Origin of the sequence: Flexivirga oryzae (assembly GCF_014190805.1) — a bacterium.
GTDB classification, from domain to species: Bacteria; Actinomycetota; Actinomycetes; order Actinomycetales; family Dermatophilaceae; genus Flexivirga; species Flexivirga oryzae.
Genome location: NZ_JACHVQ010000006.1, coordinates 161,566 through 176,831 on the forward strand (window position 1 = coordinate 161,566; position 15,266 = coordinate 176,831).

The following is a 15,266-nucleotide window of genomic DNA, read 5'->3' on the forward strand; positions in this document are numbered from 1 at the left end:
GCCGCGGTCGTCAGCAGGTGGGCGTGACGCGCTGCCGGTGCGGCAGCTTCACCAGGGTGACGGCGCCGCGGCGCCATACCTGCGCGGCATCGCGCACCAGCTTGTCCTTGGCGCACTGCGGCACCTGGTAGAGCCACTTCGGTTTGCCGGTGAACATCACGTAGTCGACGCTCGGACGCTGGTCGGTGCGCAGCGAGTAGGCGTCGTAGGACGGCACCAGGTAGGCGCCGACGTCCGCCTGCGTGGCGACCCGCGCACCCTTCGGCAGGTGATCCGCGGCCAGGGTGCGGATGTCGGTCACCACCGGTGCGGTGCGGAACAGCGACGCCGGCGCGACCGACCGGTCGGCCATCTCGGAGACCGCGAGCGCGAACCCGGCGAGCACCGCGACGCCGACGGCTGCCTTCTCCCAGCTGCGAAGGCTCGGTCTCGATACGCTCTCCTCCGCTTCGCTCCCCCCGGCTACTCGACCAGCGCGGGTGACCACGTCGACGAAGGCCAGTAGGCCGATCGGCCACAGGATGACGTCGTAGTGGAAGTCCAGCGCCCAGTAGTGGATGTTGGACGACACGCCACGCCATACCAGGGTGGGTATGGCGAGCACGGTCAGCTTGGAGCGCACGCCGATGACGAGGGCGAGCACGACATACATCAGCACGGGCAGCAGGCGTTGCGGGCTGAGGCTGTGATCCTCGGGGACCGGCAGCTTGTTGCTGGTGCCGATGCCGAAGTAGGCGAGATAGCCGGTGCCGCTGCCGGGCGCGAACGCCCCGAGGACCAGCATCGCGACGAGCACGCCGGCAACCCCGATGCCGGCGAGGAGCAGCGGCCGGCGCCACCCCTCGCCGCGGTACATCCACCACCAGGCGACGCCCGCGGCGAAGACCGTCAGCCCGAGGTCCTCCTTGGTCAGCACCAGCCAGACTGATGCCACCACCGCGAGTGAGAACCGGTGCTGCAGCAGCGCGATGCACAGCACCGCCAGCGCGACGGCGGCGTAGGCGACCTCGTGCACGTCGAACATCGCGGTGGTCAATACGGCACGCGAGAAGATGCCGACGGCCGCGATCAGCAGTGCGACCCGCCACCCCGCACGCCACCGCGCGTAGCCGACGATCACCCCGAGGGCGGCGCCGAGCAGCACCGACTGGGTGACCAGCAGCGCGGGCGGGGTCGGCCAGATCCGCCATACGACACCCCAGGTCGCGAGCAGCGGACTGAAGTGATCGCCCAGCAGCGACAGCCCCCGGATGTGCGACACCGGCCAGTGCCCCCGCGACCAGGCGTCGGCGCCCTGCGCGAAGATCCCGAGGTCGTAGTCGGCGCTGTCGCCGGCGTTCCACCGGCCGAGCGCGAGGATCGCGTAGAACACCGTGGCGGCGACGGCCGCGCCGATGCCCCAACTCCACGCCGGCCGTCGCCGAGAGTCAGCGCGCGGCGACGGCAGCGTCATACAACGCCTTCTTGGACAGCCCGGTCTGCTCGGCGACCTCGGCGCACACGGCCTTCAGCCGCTCCCCCGCCGCCACCCGCCGCTGTATGCCGGGCAGCACGTCCTCCACCGACGCGATGACCGCCGGTGCACCGCCGACGACCACGGTGATCTCGCCCCGGGCGCCCTCGACCGCCCACTGCGCGAGCGCGGCGAGACCGTCCCGGCGGACCTCCTCGTAGGTCTTGGTCAGCTCCCGGCAGACGGCGGCGACCCGGTCCGGCCCGAACGCCTCCGCCATCGCCTCCAGCATCTCGGCCAGCCGGTGCGGAGCCTCGAAGAACACCATCGTGCGGTGCTCCGCCGCGAGCCCGGCCAGCCGGCGCGCCCGTTCGCCGGGTTTGCGGGGCAGGAAGCCCTCGAAGCAGAACCGGTCGGTCGGCAACCCGGACACCGCGAGCGCCATCAGCACCGCGGACGGGCCGGGGACGCAGGTGACACGCACACCGGCCTCGACGCACGCGTTGGTGAGGCGGTACCCGGGGTCGGAGACGGACGGCATACCGGCGTCGGTGACCAGGACGACGCGGGCCCCGCCGCGCAGCCGATCCAGCAGTTCGGGGGTGCGGGCACGCTCGTTGTGCTCGTGATAGCTCAGCACGCTGCCGTGCGTGCTCACCCCCAGCTCGTCCAGCAGGCGCCGCAGCCGCCGGGTGTCCTCGGCGGCGACGACGTCGGCCGTGGCCAGTTCGGCGGCGAGTCGCGGCGCCGCATCCCGGGGATCCCCGATGGGCGTCGCAGCCAGCACCAGTACACCGTCGGACATGATGCGCAGTCTTGCACGTCATACCGGCGCAGTTGTGCCCAGCAGAAGGTGCGCCATACCGCACCTTCTGCAGACCGCAAGCCGCTGGTATGGCGAAACGCCTGTCGATGCCCCGCCTCGTAGCTTCCTCGGTTAACCTTCGACTTCGGACAGGGGCGTAGCACCGGCAGCGGGAAAGGGGACGAGCGCGTGACGGTCACGTTGGCACGGGAAACCGACGACAGCACCGCCGGTGACCCACCGGCCGATCGCCGCGCGATCCTGCGCCGCCGGCTGCTCGGGGCACCCCGCACCGCGGAGGCGAAGCTGTGGGCCTTCCTCGGGCCCGCGATCGTCACCGTGCTCGGCGGCATCATCCGCTTCTGGAACCTCGGCCGCCCGCACCAGCTGGTCTTCGACGAGACGTATTACGTCAAAGAGGGCTGGTCGATGCTGCTGTACGGCTTCGAGCACAAGCAGGACAAATCGACGCTGATCACGAACAACCCGGACGGGCTGTTCACCATGGGTGACCCGCACGTCTACGGCACCAACGCCGACTTCGTCGTCCACCCGCCGATCGGCAAGTGGTTCATCGGGTTCGGCGAGAAGCTGTTCGGCATCGACTCCTCCTTCGGGTGGCGCTTCGCGGTCGCCCTGTTCGGCACGCTCGGCATCTACCTGGTGGGTCGTGCCGCCTGGCACCTGTTCCGGTCGCCGGTGCTGGCCACCCTGGCGTCGATCCTGTTGTGTTTCGAGGGCAGCGAGTTCGTGATGTCACGGACGTCGATCCTCGACATCATGGTGATGTTCTGGGCACTGGCGGCGTTCACGGCGCTGCTGGCCGACCGTGACCGGACCCGGCGGATCCTGGCCGACAAGGTGGCCGCCCTGCAGGGCGCGGGCACCTGGGAGAAGCGGTCGCTGGCCGGCCCCTGGCTGGGCTGGCGGCCGTGGCGGTGGGTGGCCGGTGTGTGCATCGGCCTGGACATCGCCACCAAGTGGTCCGGTCTGTACTTCCTCGCCGCCTTCGGCCTGATGACCTGCTTCTGGGACCTCGGCGCCCGCCGGGCGATCGGCGTGCGGCGCTACTGGTCGGCGACCTTCGTCAAGGACGCCCTGCCCGCCTGCGTCAACGTGCTGCTGGTGTCGCTCGGGGTCTACCTGGCCAGCTGGTTCGGCTGGATCGCGAGCAACAACGCCTACGACCGGGATTGGGCCGAGCTCTACCCCGCCGTGCAGAACTCCGGTTTCCAGCCGGACAGCTCGCTGTTCGGCTGGCTGCCGGACTGGATGCGGTCCCTGTGGGAATACAACATCCAGATGTACCAGTCGGCGTCGGACATCAAGTCGTTCCACCCCTACATGTCCAACCCGTGGTCGTGGACGCTGCAGACCCGTCCGACGTCGTTCTTCTACGAGTCGCCCACGAGCGGTTGCGGCGCCGCCGCCTGCAGCAAGGCGATCACCTCGCTGGGCACCGTGAGCATCTGGTGGCTCGGCACGGTCGCCCTCGCCGTGCTGATCTTCTACTGGCTGCTGCGCCGCGACTGGCGGGCCGGTGCGATCCTCGTCGGCGTCGCTGCCGGCTGGCTGCCGTGGTTCCTCTACCAGGACCGGACGATCTTCACGTTCTACTCGGTAGCGTTCGCGCCATACATCGTGCTGGCGTGCGTTTTCGTGCTCGGCCTGGTGCTCGCCCGACCGGGTGCGAGCGCGCAGCGGGTGCTCATCGGCAAGGCCGCCGTGGGCGGCTTCACCATCGTAACCGTGGGGCTGTTCATCTTCTTCTGGCCGATCTGGACCGCGCAGGTCATCCCGTACACCCATTGGCAGTGGCGGATGTGGCTGCCCAGTTGGGTATGACGAGCGCGGCCTGACACGTTGGGTAGCCCACCCCGCCCACCCCCGCGCCGAGAGGCCCACAAACGCTCGACCGGCTCAGTAAAACCGGCCCGATCCATGCCCGATCATCCCGATCTACTGGGCCTGTCGGTCGTTGCTGAGCCTCTCGGTGAAGTGGGAGGCGGCGTCAACGCAGGAACTGCTCCACGTGCCCGGGCAGGATCTGCGCGGCGAGCTTGGCGACCTGCTCCTGGGGCACGTCGAGCACCGGGTACTCCTTCGTGCCCGCGGCAGTCGCCAGGCCGACCGTCGCGACACCGGCACGGCGCTGGAAGAACGATCGCCGCACCGTCACCCCGACCGCCCCTCGCCGCTCGATCACGTTGGTCGACAACGCGATCGATCCGGCACGGGTCACCAGGAAACGGTCGGTGACCGCGTGCCCGAGCCACCGCGCGCGACTCCAGCCGAGCGCCACCCCCGCGGCCAGCACGAGCACCCCGCACACAGCGAGCACCGGAAGACTCCACACGACGGCGGCGGCCGCGAGCGCGGCCGCGAGCGCCAGGGCGGGACCGACCGCCCGGGTGTAGCGACGCATGGTGGCGTGCGGTCCGTGCCGCTGCAGAGGCACCTCGGCGGCGGCATCGCCGAGCACGGCGCCGGCCGTCCCGGTCACGACCGGCAGCGGGGACGGCGGCGCGAGCGTGGTACTCATGCCGCGATCGTCGTCCTTCACACCGGTCGTGATCGCCGTCAATCGGGCACCGCCCACCCAGCGCAGCGGTAGCGCCCGATGGATCTCGACGCCGCGCATCCGGCGGATCTCCAGCGACGTCGCGCGCGTGGTGAGCAGGCCGCGACTGACGTGGTAGGTGCCGCCGGTGTCGTCGCGCGTGAGCCGAAAACCGTGGAACGCCAGCAGATAACCCAGCAGTGCCAGCACCACGACGACCACCAGCACCACGACCAGCACCGCCAGCACGGCGAGCAGCACCCCCAGACCTTGCAGCCGGTCGACCGTGCCCCTGACGATGCCGCTCCTGCTCCAGCCCAGCCCGGACTCGTTGAGGAACTGGGCGCCGATGCCGAGCACGGCCGCCGCGGCGACCACACCGGCCGGGCCGAACGGCGCATACCGGATCCATGACGGATTCAGTTGGTAGACAACCGTTTCCTGCTGGTATGACGCCGCGGCGCCGTCCGCGACGGCGGCCCCGCCGGAAGCCGCGGTCGTTCCGGTGTCGGGCGAGGCGGGAGCGGACGTCTGGGCACGGTGCAGCAGATCGCCGCGCAACGCGGCCGCCTCCGCGGTCGTGAGGCCGTTGAGCCGCAGCTGCTTCTCCCCGGCACCGGTGCCGATGCGTACTTCGGCGAGGCCGAGCATCCGGTGCAGCACCGACGAGGTGACGTCGACCGACCGCACCCTGTCCATGGGGGCGGCCACGGTGGTGGTGTTGATCAGCCCGGATCGCAACTGGACCTGCTCGGCGGTGAAGCGGTAGCTGGTCGTGAACCAGCGCAGCAGACCCATACCCACCGCGACACCGGCGCCGACCAGACCCCACCAGTTCTGCCCGCCGCTGGAACCGGCGATCACCACGGCGATGAGCGCGGGCAGGAAGCGGATCACTTCCTTGACCGGGTGGATCAGCAACATCTTCGGGCTCAGCCGCCGCCACGCGTCATCGGTCGGGAAACCGTCCTGGGCGAGGGCCTGCCGCTCCTCGCGGACCTGGTTCTCGCCGTCACCGTTCACGTCGCGTCACCTTCGCTGGCGGCGGTCACCACGGTCAGGTCGTGCACGATCCGCGCGGCGACGTCCCGGTCGAGGCCTTCGATCCGCAGCTCCCCCTTCGCGGAGGCGGTGGTGACCGTGACGGTACTGAGGCCGAACAGGCGTGACAGGGCGCCCCGCTCGGTGTCGACGGTCTGCACCCGGGAGATCGGGGCGATGCGCTGCTCGACCGTGATCAACCCGCGTTGGGTGTAGACGGCGTCGTCGGTGACCTCCCAGCGGTGGATCCGATAGCGCAGCCTCGGCATCACGACGGCGTCGACGACGAAAACGACTGCGATGACGATGATCCCGAGTGCGATCCACACGCCGGAGGGGTCGGCCAGCACCAACGCGACGATGCCCACCGCGAGCAGGATCACGGTCAGGACGACACCTTGCACGGCCCACAGGGTGCGGGCGCGGGTGGACACCAATTGTGCCGGTGGTCGCAGCTCCATGACCCGACCCTCTCATGCGGAGGGTGGGGCACGCGCAGTTGCGCGGTCAGGACGAGAGTGACACGCACGCCTCGGCGGTGTTGACCAGGAAGGTCAGCGACTCCTGCAGGTAGAGCTCGACCGTGTCGGCGTCGTGGGACAGGTAGCCGATCGAGACGTCCTGGCCGAGCTGCAGGGTGTAGTCGCCGCCGCGTCCGGTGACCAGCAGCGCCCCGTCGAGTGCCGGAGCCCAGATGATCTGGCCGTCGCCAAGGAGCCGGGCGACGTGGTCGCGGACCGGGTAGCCGTGGTCGGTGGTCTCGGACACGGCGGTGTACAGCTCCGGGGAGAGCAGCAGGTGGTAGGGACCCGCCACATCAGCCAGCCGCAGGGCGTTGATCGCGGACGCGACAGCGGCCGGCGCCTGGGTGACGTCCTTGGGCAGCTTGATCTTCGGGTTCGTGCTCTCCGGGGCCATTCCGGCGATCTGCTCATCGGTGGATCCGTAGAAGACAGTGCGGTCTTCGGCGTAGGCGAGCGCCGCGGCAGCATCCTTGACGGGCTGCCAGTCGGAGTCCTGGGCGCCACGCTCGACGTTGTCCACCTCGGTCCGGTTGACGGTGAAACGGGCCCGGAACTCCACGACCGGACGCACGTCGCGACCCTTGGCGACCACGTCGTCCGACGGCGGCTTCAACTCGTGGAAGTGGCCGGTGCCGACCGCCGCCAGCGTGGTGCCGCCTGCGTCCGGCATGTCGACGATGCGTCGTGCCGCGGCACGGATGGAGAAGGAGCGCCGCGCCTCTTCCTCGATCTCGCCCCAGGCGGCGTCGGAGATCGGGGCGAGTTCCCTGTGCAGATTGTTCACGGTTCTACCTCTCGTTCTGGTCGGTTCCGCGCAGGCTGCCGATCTGCAGCGAGCCGGTGTCCTGCTCGGTGGTGGATGTCGTCGGTGCCGGGTCGTCATCCGCCGCGGTCTCCGGTGGCCCGTCTTCGAGGAAGTCGGCGGTCGGCACGAAGAAGAGGTTGCCGGTCACCGCGGTGGAGAAGTCGAGGATCCGGTCGTGGTTACCCGGCGGCTTGCCCACGAACATGTTGCGCAGCATCTGCTCGATCACGCCGGGGTCGGCGGCGTATCCGATGAAGTACGTGCCGAATTCGTCGCTGCCGACCTCCCCGAACGCCATGTTGTCGCGGATGATGTCGTGCTCGACGCCGTCGTCGTCGACGATCGTGTTGAGCTCGACGTGCGAGTTGCTCGGCTTGTCGGCGTCCGGCAACTCGATGTCGTCCAGTTTGGTGCGGCCGATGACGAGCTCCTGCTCGCGCACCGAGATGGCGTTCCACGAGGTGAGGTCGTGCAGGTACTTCTGCACGATCACGTAGCTGCTGCCGGTGTATGACGGATCCTCGTCATGGACGAAAACCGCTGCGGCCGCGGCGTTTCCCTCCGGGTTCTCGGTGCCGTCGACGAACCCGAGCAGGTCCCGGTCGTCGAAGTAGCGGAACCCGTGCACCTCGTCGACGACGTCGGCGGTATCGGCCAACCGGATCATCAACTGGCGCGCCAGCTCGAAACACAGATCCATCCGCTCCGCGCGCAGGTGGAACAGCAGATCACCGGGGGTGGACACCGCCGTGTGCTTGTCCCCCACGATCTCCTCGAGAACGTGCAGGGAGGCGGGCCGCGGCACGTCATACATCCGGTCCCACGCCTTCGCGCCGATGCCGGCCACGCAGGTGAGGTTGTCCTCCGGGCGGCGGAACCGCACCGAACGGATCAGCCCCGGCAGGTCGGCGAGCAGGTCGACGGCCTCCGACTCGGCACCGTCGCGCACGGTGAGGACCAGGAACATCGCCGCGCGCGCCGGCGGCTGCAGGATCGACTGCGGTTGCACGCTGGCCGTCACGGGGCCCTCCTTCGTCGTCGGTGCGGACGCTTCCGAGTCTGGCACAGCCGGTCACCACTTCGGCCCGGTGCGTGCGAGTCGGAGCATGATGGGGGTATGCCGACTCCCCAGGTCCAGGTCCGCAGGGCGTATGACGCGCCCGAGTCCTCCGACGGCAAGCGCGTGCTGGTCGACCGGCTCTGGCCGCGGGGGCTCTCCAAGGACAAGGCGCACCTGGACGACTGGTGCAAACAGGTGTCCCCGTCCACCGAGCTGCGCAAGTGGTATGCGCACGACCCGGCCAAGTTCGGCGAGTTCGCGCAGCGTTACCGGCACGAACTGCAGGATCCGGAGCGGGCGGAAGCACTGGACCAACTCCGCCGGGACGCCGCGGCCGGCCGGCTGACCCTGATCACCGCCGCCAAGCGCAGTGACATCAGCGAGGCGACCGTGCTCGCCGAGCTCATTCAGGGCAAGTCCGGCTCGTAGCGCCCCGGGTCCCACTAGTGTCCTCCGTCCTTAATTCGTTGAAGAAACCTTCCGAGTGAGGCGAGGATCTCCTCGGCGGTTTTGGTCCAGATGAATGGCTTCGGGTTCTTGTTCCAGGCCTTCGCCCACTCGCGTAGGTCTTTCTCCAGGGCTTGCACGCTGCGGTGGTCGGAGCGTTGCAGTAGGTCGCGGGTGACTTCGGCGAACAGTCTTTCGACCTGATTGATCCACGAGGAGTAGGTCGGGGTGAAGTGCATCTGAAAGCGGGGGTGAGCGGTCAACCACTTCTTGATGGTCGGGTGCTTGTGGGTGCCGTAGTTGTCGCAGATGACGTGCACGTCCAACCCGGCGGGCACGTTCTGGTCGATCGTGGCCAGGAACTTCTTGAACTCGGTGGCCCGATGGCGGCGGTGCGTCGCGGAGATGAGGGTGCCGTCGGCCACGTTCATCGCGGCGAACAAGGTGGTGGTGCCATGCCGCACGTAGTCGTGAGTACGGCGTTCGGGCATGCCCGGCATCATCGGGAACGCGGGTTGAGACCGCGCCAACGCCTGCACCTGACTCTTCTCATCGACGCTGAGAACAACGGCGGATTCGGGCGGGTCCAGGTACAGGCCGACGATGTCGTAGACCTTCTCCACGAACAACGGGTCATTGGACAGTTTGAACCCGTCGGCCCGGTGCGGTTGCAGCCCGAACGCTTTCCAGATCCGCCCGATCGTCGAGGGTGACAGCCCCGACTTCTCAGCCATCTTCGTCCGCGACCAGTGCGTCGCGTGCTCCGGTGTCGACTCCAACGTCGCGACCAGCACGTCCTCGACCTGCTCGGGCGTGATCGTCGCCGGCCGACCCGGCCGAGGCTCATCAACCAGCCCGTCCAAGCGGTGCTCAACGAACCGGGACCGCCACTTACCCACCGTCGGCTGACTGATCCCCAACCGGGCCGCGACCACCTTGTTCGTGTGCCCGTCCGCGCACTCCAACACGATCCGCGACCGTAACGCCAACGCCTGCGACGACTTCCGCCGTCGAGCCCACCGACCCAACTGCTCACGCTCGCCAATCGTCAATTCCAACAACACTTTTGGACGACCCGCAGAAGGCATACCCCATCATACCAATTATTCAATGAATTTACGGCGGACGACACTAGGTTCCGGTTATGAGCACCGAGGAGCACCGCCTGCGGTCCCGCGCCTGGTTCGACGATCCCAGCGACCCGGGCATGACCGCGATCTACCTGGAGCGTTACCTCAACTACGGCATGACACTCGACGAACTGCGATCCGGCAAGCCGATCATCGGCATCGCGCAGAGCGGGTCGGACCTGTCCCCCTGCAACCGCCACCACTTGACGCTGGCCGGGCGGGTCCGCGACGGGATCATCGCGGCCGGTGGCGTGCCGCTGGAGTTCCCGACGCACCCGATCCAGGAGACCGGCAAGCGACCGGGTGCCGCGCTGGACCGCAACCTCGCCTATCTCGGCCTGGTCGAGTTGCTCTACGGCTACCCGATCGACGGGGTCGTGCTCACCATCGGCTGCGACAAGACGACCCCCGCGCAGCTGATGGCGGCCGCCACCGTCAACATCCCGGCGATCGCGTTGTCCGTGGGCCCGATGCTCAACGGCTGGTATGACGGCAAGCGCACCGGCTCCGGCACCATCATCTGGAAGGCGCGTGAGCTGCTCGCAACCGGCGAGATCGACCACGCGCAGTTCCTCGAACTCGTTGCGTCGTCGACGAATTCGGTGGGTTTCTGCAACACCATGGGCACCGCGTCGACGATGAACTCGCTGACCGAGGCGCTCGGTATGGAACTGCCCGGAGGGGCCGCCATCCCGGCGGCGTACCGGCAGCGCGCGCAATTCGCCTACGAGACCGGATCGCGGATCGTCGAGTTGGTGCGGGACAACGTGCTGCCCTCGGACATCCTCACCCGCGACGCGTTCCTCAACGCGATCGCCGTCAACTCCGCGATCGGCGGGTCGACCAACGCACCCATCCACCTGCAGGCCGTCGCGCGGCACATGGGTGTCGAGTTGTCGCTGGCCGACTGGGAGGAGCACGGGCGGGACCTGCCGCTACTGGTCAACCTGCAACCGGCGGGCGAGTACCTCGGCGAGGACTTCTACCGGGCCGGCGGCGTGCCCGCGGTGGTCAACCAGCTGATGCGTGCCGGGAGGATCCGGCAGGACGCGCTGACGGTGAGCGGCGCAACCATCGGCGACAACTGCCGGGACGCCACCATCGCCGATCCCGCGGTCATCCGACCGATCGACGAACCGCTCAAGGAACACGCGGGTTTCGCGGTCATGACCGGGAACATCTTCGACGCCGCGATCATGAAGACCTCCGTCATCGACGACGCGTTCCGCGACCGTTACCTCTCGGACCCGGACGACCCGGACGCGTTCGAGGGACGCGCGGTGGTCTTCGACGGGCCGGAGGACTACCACCGGCGGATCGAGACCGAGCCGGGCATCGACGAGCACAGCATCCTGTTCATGCGGGGTGCCGGACCGATCGGTTACCCGGGCGCGGCGGAAGTGGTCAACATGCAGCCGCCGGCCGCGTTGCTGCACGCCGGCATCGAGTCGCTGCCGTGCGTGGGTGACGGGCGCCAGTCCGGCACCTCCGGGTCGCCGTCGATCCTCAATGCCTCCCCCGAGGCCGCGGCCGGCGGCAACCTGGCGGTCCTGCGGACCGGTGACCCGATCCGCGTCGACCTGCGACGGGGGCGTGTCGACCTGCTGCTCGACGACGCCGAGATCGCGTGCAGGCGAACGGCGTTGGACGAGTCCGGTGGCTACCCGATGCCGGAGTCCCAGACACCGTGGCAGCAACTGCACCGTGCCGGGGTCGGTCAGATGGACACCGGCATGGTGATCGAGGACGCCGTCGAGTTCCAACGCATCGCCCAACGCCGCGGCCTGCCCCGGCACAGTCACTGAGGGATGCGCCGGTGAGCCGGCGGCACCGCCGGACCGTGCTGGGTCAGTCGGGGATCAGGTCGCGCCGGGAGCGCCATACGACACCCAGCGGAACGCACACGAGGAAGCACAGGAGCAGCACGAAAACCCCTGTGCTCGGTCCGTTTCCGTCCGCGTAGTCGGGCACGTGCGAGAAGACGGCGCTGACCTGCAGCCAGCGCGGCGCGTGCAGCACCGAGCCCATCAGGACGAGCACCGCGGAGCCGGCGACCGGGATCCAGGTCGCGACCGCAACGGTGCGGCGCGCACCGACCAGGAGCACACCGACACCGGTGAGCGCCAGGACCGCCGGCCACTGGCCGACGGTGTAGGCGAAGTTGCGTCCTGCGGCGGCGTCGTCCAGTTGGGTCATCGTCACCAGCGCGCCGATGCCGCCGACCACCGCCAGCATCGCGAGCGACCCGAGCACCGCCACCACCGCGCGCACCACGAGCGGTGTCCGCCGTGCCACGCCACAGGTCAGCACGTCCTCGAGCAGACCGTCGGCCTCGTCGGTGCCGCTGCCCAGCACCGTCAGCACCGCGTAACAGCCGGCCAGCAGGGCCAGCAGCACCCCGGCGAAGGAGAAGAACGCAGCGTCGAGTCGGTGCTCGCCGGTCAGGTCGCTCATCAGCTTGGCGGTCGACGAATCCCGTTGCAGTAGTTGGACAAGACTGCCACTCATCCCACCGAACAACGCGGCGAGTGCGGCGCAGACCGCGGTCCAGCTCAGCCAGCGTCCGCGCTCCAGGTGCCAGGTCAACGCGAGCGCGGAGCGCACCTGCAGGCGGTCGTCGCTGGTTGCCCGGTCGTGCAGCGGCGCGGTCGCGTACTCCCGGCCGCGCCCGATCAGCCACACACCTGCGCCGACCGCTCCGCAGAGCGCGGCGAACACGAGCAGGCTCCACCACCGGTCATCGGTGTATGGCGCCTCGACGTCCTTCCAGCCGAGCGGACTGACCCAGCGAAGCGCGGTGACGCCGTGCACGTTGGCCACCGCACGGAGTGCGAAAGCCACTGCCAGCGCGAGAAATCCGAGCAGTTTGGCAAGCCCGGTGCTGTCCGCCGACTCCCCGGCGGCCAGACCGATCAGCCCGAAGCAGAGACTGCAGCATGCCGTCACGGCACCGAGCCCGACGGCGCCCTGCCAGGTCAGCTCGTCGACGATCGGGAGCTCGGCCACACCGACAGCGGCGACCGCGAGACCGAAGCCGACGGCGACGACCGCGACGGCAGTCAGCCCACCCCGCAACCGGTCGCGCCCGTCGTGACCGCTGGCCTGCAAGAGCTCGGCGACACCCGAATCCTCGGCACCACGAACAAAACTCACACCAAGCAGCAGCGCCATGATCGACGATGCGATGATCAGGTAGGTGCCCATCTCCCACGCCGCGAGCTGCCCGATGGTGCCCGGGTCCGGCAGCGGACCGTAGAGCAGCCGGGTCGCCGCGTTGTCGCCCAGACTCTCGATGAGGTGCTGGCGTTGGGAGAGCTTCGGGTAGGTCGAGGCGTATGACGGTGCCACCACCGCGAGGAGCCCGAGCAACGGCAGCGTCCAGGCGAGGATGCGCCGACGGTGGGTCCGCAGGGCGACCCGGGCCGGGCCGGTTCCGTGCGCCGCGCTCATCTCGCCGCCACCTTGTAGTGCCGCAGGAAGAGGTCCTCCAGGCTGGCCGGTGTGCACCGCACATCGGTCGGGTGTGCCACCAGGAGCACCTGCAACACCCGGTCGACAGCCTCCTGCGGGACGCTGGCCTCCACGCGGATCTTGCCGTCCGACAACGGCTTACGGGCGACCTCGACTCTAGTGCCGAGCACGTCCTGGACCTCGTCGACGACCCGGTCGGCGACGTCCCCCGACAGCACCGCACTGATCGTGGACGCCGCGAGGTGCCGCATCTGGGACAGCTGGCCGGTCTCGACCAGCCGGCCGTCCTTGATGATCGTCACCGCGTCGCACAGCTGCTCGACCTCGCCCAGGATGTGGCTGGACAGCAGGACGGTGCGTCCTTGCGAGGTCGCCTGCTCCACACACTCGCCGAAGGTGCGCTCCATCAAGGGGTCGAGGCCGGACGTCGGCTCGTCGAGGATGAGCAGCTCGGTGTTCGCCGCGAAGGCGGCCACCAGCATGACCTTCTGCCGGTTTCCCTTGGAATACTTACGGATCCGTTTGCTGGTGTCGAGTGCGAACGCCTCGATCAAGGCGCTCTCGCGCTGGTCGTCGTAGTCGCCGCCGGCGGACCGCCGCAGTCCGGCCAGCGCGTCCAGTGCCTGCCGCCCGGTGAGCGTGGGCCACAGTGCGACCTCGCCGGCGACATACGACACCTGACGGTTGACGGTCGCGCTGTCAGTGGCGGGGTCACGGCCGAGCACGCGCACGACCCCGGCATCCCGCCCGTAGAGGCCGAGCAGCACCCGGATGGTCGTGGTCTTGCCGGCGCCGTTCGGCCCGAGGAATCCGTGCACGGTGCCGCGGGACACGGCCAGGTCGAGACCGTCGATCGCCCGGAACCTGCCGAACGTCTTGGTGAGGCCGACGACCTCGATGACTCGGTTGGTCGTCGGCGACTGCTCCACGGCGCGTGCCTTCGTGGACGGGGTGGTCATGACACGGCACCTTTCGACTCGGGCGGCAGCAGGCCGCGCTCGAGCAGCCCGCTCTCCAGTTCGTGCATGAAGGACTTCTGCAGGTCCTCGGGGAAGAGCTGCGTGGTCGCATAGCCGACGTACTCGCCCGAGCTCTGCGACGCCTGCTCCAGCATGCCGCGCACCTGACCCGGTGTGAGGTCCAGTGCTGCCAGGAAGTCGACGGAGTGCTCGGCCATCTCCTCGACCCGGCGGAGCCGTTCGGCCTCGGGCAACGTGTCGACGGACCGGCTGAGATCCCGGAACTCGATGAAGAGCGGAAGGATCAGATCAAGTTGCTCGTCGGTGAGATGCTCCGCGAGGTCGGTGATCATGGACGGCAGCTCCGTGCGGTAGCAGGCGAATTCGACCACCTGCCGTTCGGCTGCGATGAGCGCGGCCACCTCGGGATCACCGGCCCGGGCGAGCAGCCGGTCGTACATCTCGTGCACCGCCCGCGGCATCGGGGACACCGGCCCGCCCTCCCCCGTCGTACGCAGCAGGTTGACCAGTTGCTGTCGCTGCCGGCCCAGTTCGCCGATGCGCTCATCCACCCCGGCGAGTGTCACCGCGAGGTCGGTGCGGATCGCGTTGCGTTCGTCCGGGTCGTCACCGGACTCCTCGATCATCGCTCGCACCGAGACGAGCGGCACCCCGGAGCCGACCAGCCAGCGGATCCGGACCAGCCGCGCCAGCTGCACCATGCCGTAGTCGCGGACCCCGCCGATCCGCTCGGGCACCGGCAGCAACCCGATCTGGTGGTAGTAGCGGATGGTCCGCACGGTAGTGCCGGCCAGATCCGCCAGCTCTTTGACTCGCATGCTTCGATCATTGACTGTGACGTAACGTCACAGTCAAGCACCGACGGCGCAATTCCGGTCGCTCGGCATCCAGTGCGTATGTATCGTTTGATACATGATGGAGATCAGCGAGCCCTCCACCGCGAACGCTCAGCGGTTGTGGCACTACCTGGGAGACGTCGAGCGCTGGGGT

General features: G+C 68.9%; 13 protein-coding genes. 3 read left to right on the plus strand and 10 right to left on the minus strand.

Annotated elements, in window-relative coordinates; genetic code table 11:
- Positions 1-10: 10 nt before the first annotated feature.
- On the minus strand, positions 11-1,453 hold the full coding sequence (locus FHU39_RS23230) for a DUF2079 domain-containing protein (protein ID WP_183323097.1): 1,443 nt from the start codon (positions 1,451-1,453) through the stop codon (positions 11-13).
- Positions 1,428-2,258: a 16S rRNA (cytidine(1402)-2'-O)-methyltransferase gene (rsmI, locus tag FHU39_RS23235; RefSeq protein WP_183323098.1), complete on the minus strand. Its 831-nt coding sequence runs from the start codon at positions 2,256-2,258 to the stop codon at positions 1,428-1,430. Before rsmI ends, FHU39_RS23230 begins: the two co-directional genes overlap by 26 nt.
- 189 nt (positions 2,259-2,447) lie before the next feature.
- On the opposite strand from rsmI, the gene FHU39_RS23240 reads away from it, so the two are divergent.
- On the plus strand, positions 2,448-4,103 hold the full coding sequence (locus tag FHU39_RS23240) for a phospholipid carrier-dependent glycosyltransferase (protein ID WP_183323099.1): 1,656 nt from the start codon (positions 2,448-2,450) through the stop codon (positions 4,101-4,103).
- Positions 4,104-4,269: 166 nt separating this feature from the next.
- On the opposite strand, the gene FHU39_RS23245 is transcribed toward FHU39_RS23240, so the two are convergent.
- From FHU39_RS23245 to FHU39_RS23260, 4 genes are read right to left on the minus strand one after another with little or no spacing between them, the layout of a single operon-like run.
- Positions 4,270-5,841: a PH domain-containing protein gene (locus FHU39_RS23245; RefSeq protein ID WP_183323100.1), complete on the minus strand. Its 1,572-nt coding sequence runs from the start codon at positions 5,839-5,841 to the stop codon at positions 4,270-4,272.
- Positions 5,838-6,320: a PH domain-containing protein gene (locus FHU39_RS23250; RefSeq protein ID WP_183323101.1), complete on the minus strand. Its 483-nt coding sequence runs from the start codon at positions 6,318-6,320 to the stop codon at positions 5,838-5,840. The genes FHU39_RS23245 and FHU39_RS23250 overlap by 4 nt, the downstream gene beginning before the upstream one ends.
- Before the next feature lie 46 nt (positions 6,321-6,366).
- Positions 6,367-7,167 carry a family 1 encapsulin nanocompartment shell protein gene (locus FHU39_RS23255; protein ID WP_183323102.1) on the minus strand — a complete coding sequence of 267 codons (801 nt, stop codon included), beginning with the start codon at positions 7,165-7,167 and terminating at the stop codon, positions 6,367-6,369.
- 4 nt (positions 7,168-7,171) lie between these two features.
- Positions 7,172-8,209 carry a Dyp-type peroxidase gene (locus FHU39_RS23260; protein WP_343066096.1) on the minus strand — a complete coding sequence of 346 codons (1,038 nt, stop codon included), beginning with the start codon at positions 8,207-8,209 and terminating at the stop codon, positions 7,172-7,174.
- 96 nt (positions 8,210-8,305) lie between these two features.
- On the opposite strand from FHU39_RS23260, the gene FHU39_RS23265 reads away from it, so the two are divergent.
- On the plus strand, positions 8,306-8,677 hold the full coding sequence (locus FHU39_RS23265; RefSeq protein WP_183323103.1) for a DUF488 domain-containing protein: 372 nt from the start codon (positions 8,306-8,308) through the stop codon (positions 8,675-8,677).
- 14 nt (positions 8,678-8,691) lie between these two features.
- Here FHU39_RS23265 and FHU39_RS23270 read toward each other — a convergent pair whose 3' ends face one another.
- On the minus strand, positions 8,692-9,783 hold the full coding sequence (locus FHU39_RS23270) for an IS630 family transposase (RefSeq protein WP_183318503.1): 1,092 nt from the start codon (positions 9,781-9,783) through the stop codon (positions 8,692-8,694).
- Between the two features lie 56 nt (positions 9,784-9,839).
- Here FHU39_RS23270 and FHU39_RS23275 point away from each other — a divergent pair, with 56 nt between their 5' ends.
- Positions 9,840-11,630, plus strand: a complete 1,791-nt coding sequence (locus tag FHU39_RS23275) for an IlvD/Edd family dehydratase (protein ID WP_183323104.1) — start codon at positions 9,840-9,842, stop codon at positions 11,628-11,630.
- 43 nt (positions 11,631-11,673) lie between these two features.
- On the opposite strand, the gene FHU39_RS23280 is transcribed toward FHU39_RS23275, so the two are convergent.
- The 3 genes from FHU39_RS23280 to FHU39_RS23290 are packed head-to-tail and all read right to left on the minus strand — an operon-like array spanning position 11,674 to position 15,094.
- Positions 11,674-13,275: a hypothetical protein gene (locus tag FHU39_RS23280; RefSeq protein WP_183321056.1), complete on the minus strand. Its 1,602-nt coding sequence runs from the start codon at positions 13,273-13,275 to the stop codon at positions 11,674-11,676.
- Positions 13,272-14,255: an ABC transporter ATP-binding protein gene (locus FHU39_RS23285; protein ID WP_183321057.1), complete on the minus strand. Its 984-nt coding sequence runs from the start codon at positions 14,253-14,255 to the stop codon at positions 13,272-13,274. The genes FHU39_RS23280 and FHU39_RS23285 overlap by 4 nt, the downstream gene beginning before the upstream one ends.
- Entirely contained in the window at positions 14,252-15,094 is an 843-nt protein-coding gene (locus FHU39_RS23290; RefSeq protein WP_183321058.1) for a MerR family transcriptional regulator, read from the minus strand. The genes FHU39_RS23285 and FHU39_RS23290 overlap by 4 nt, the downstream gene beginning before the upstream one ends.
- Between the last annotated feature and the right edge of the window lie 172 nt (positions 15,095-15,266).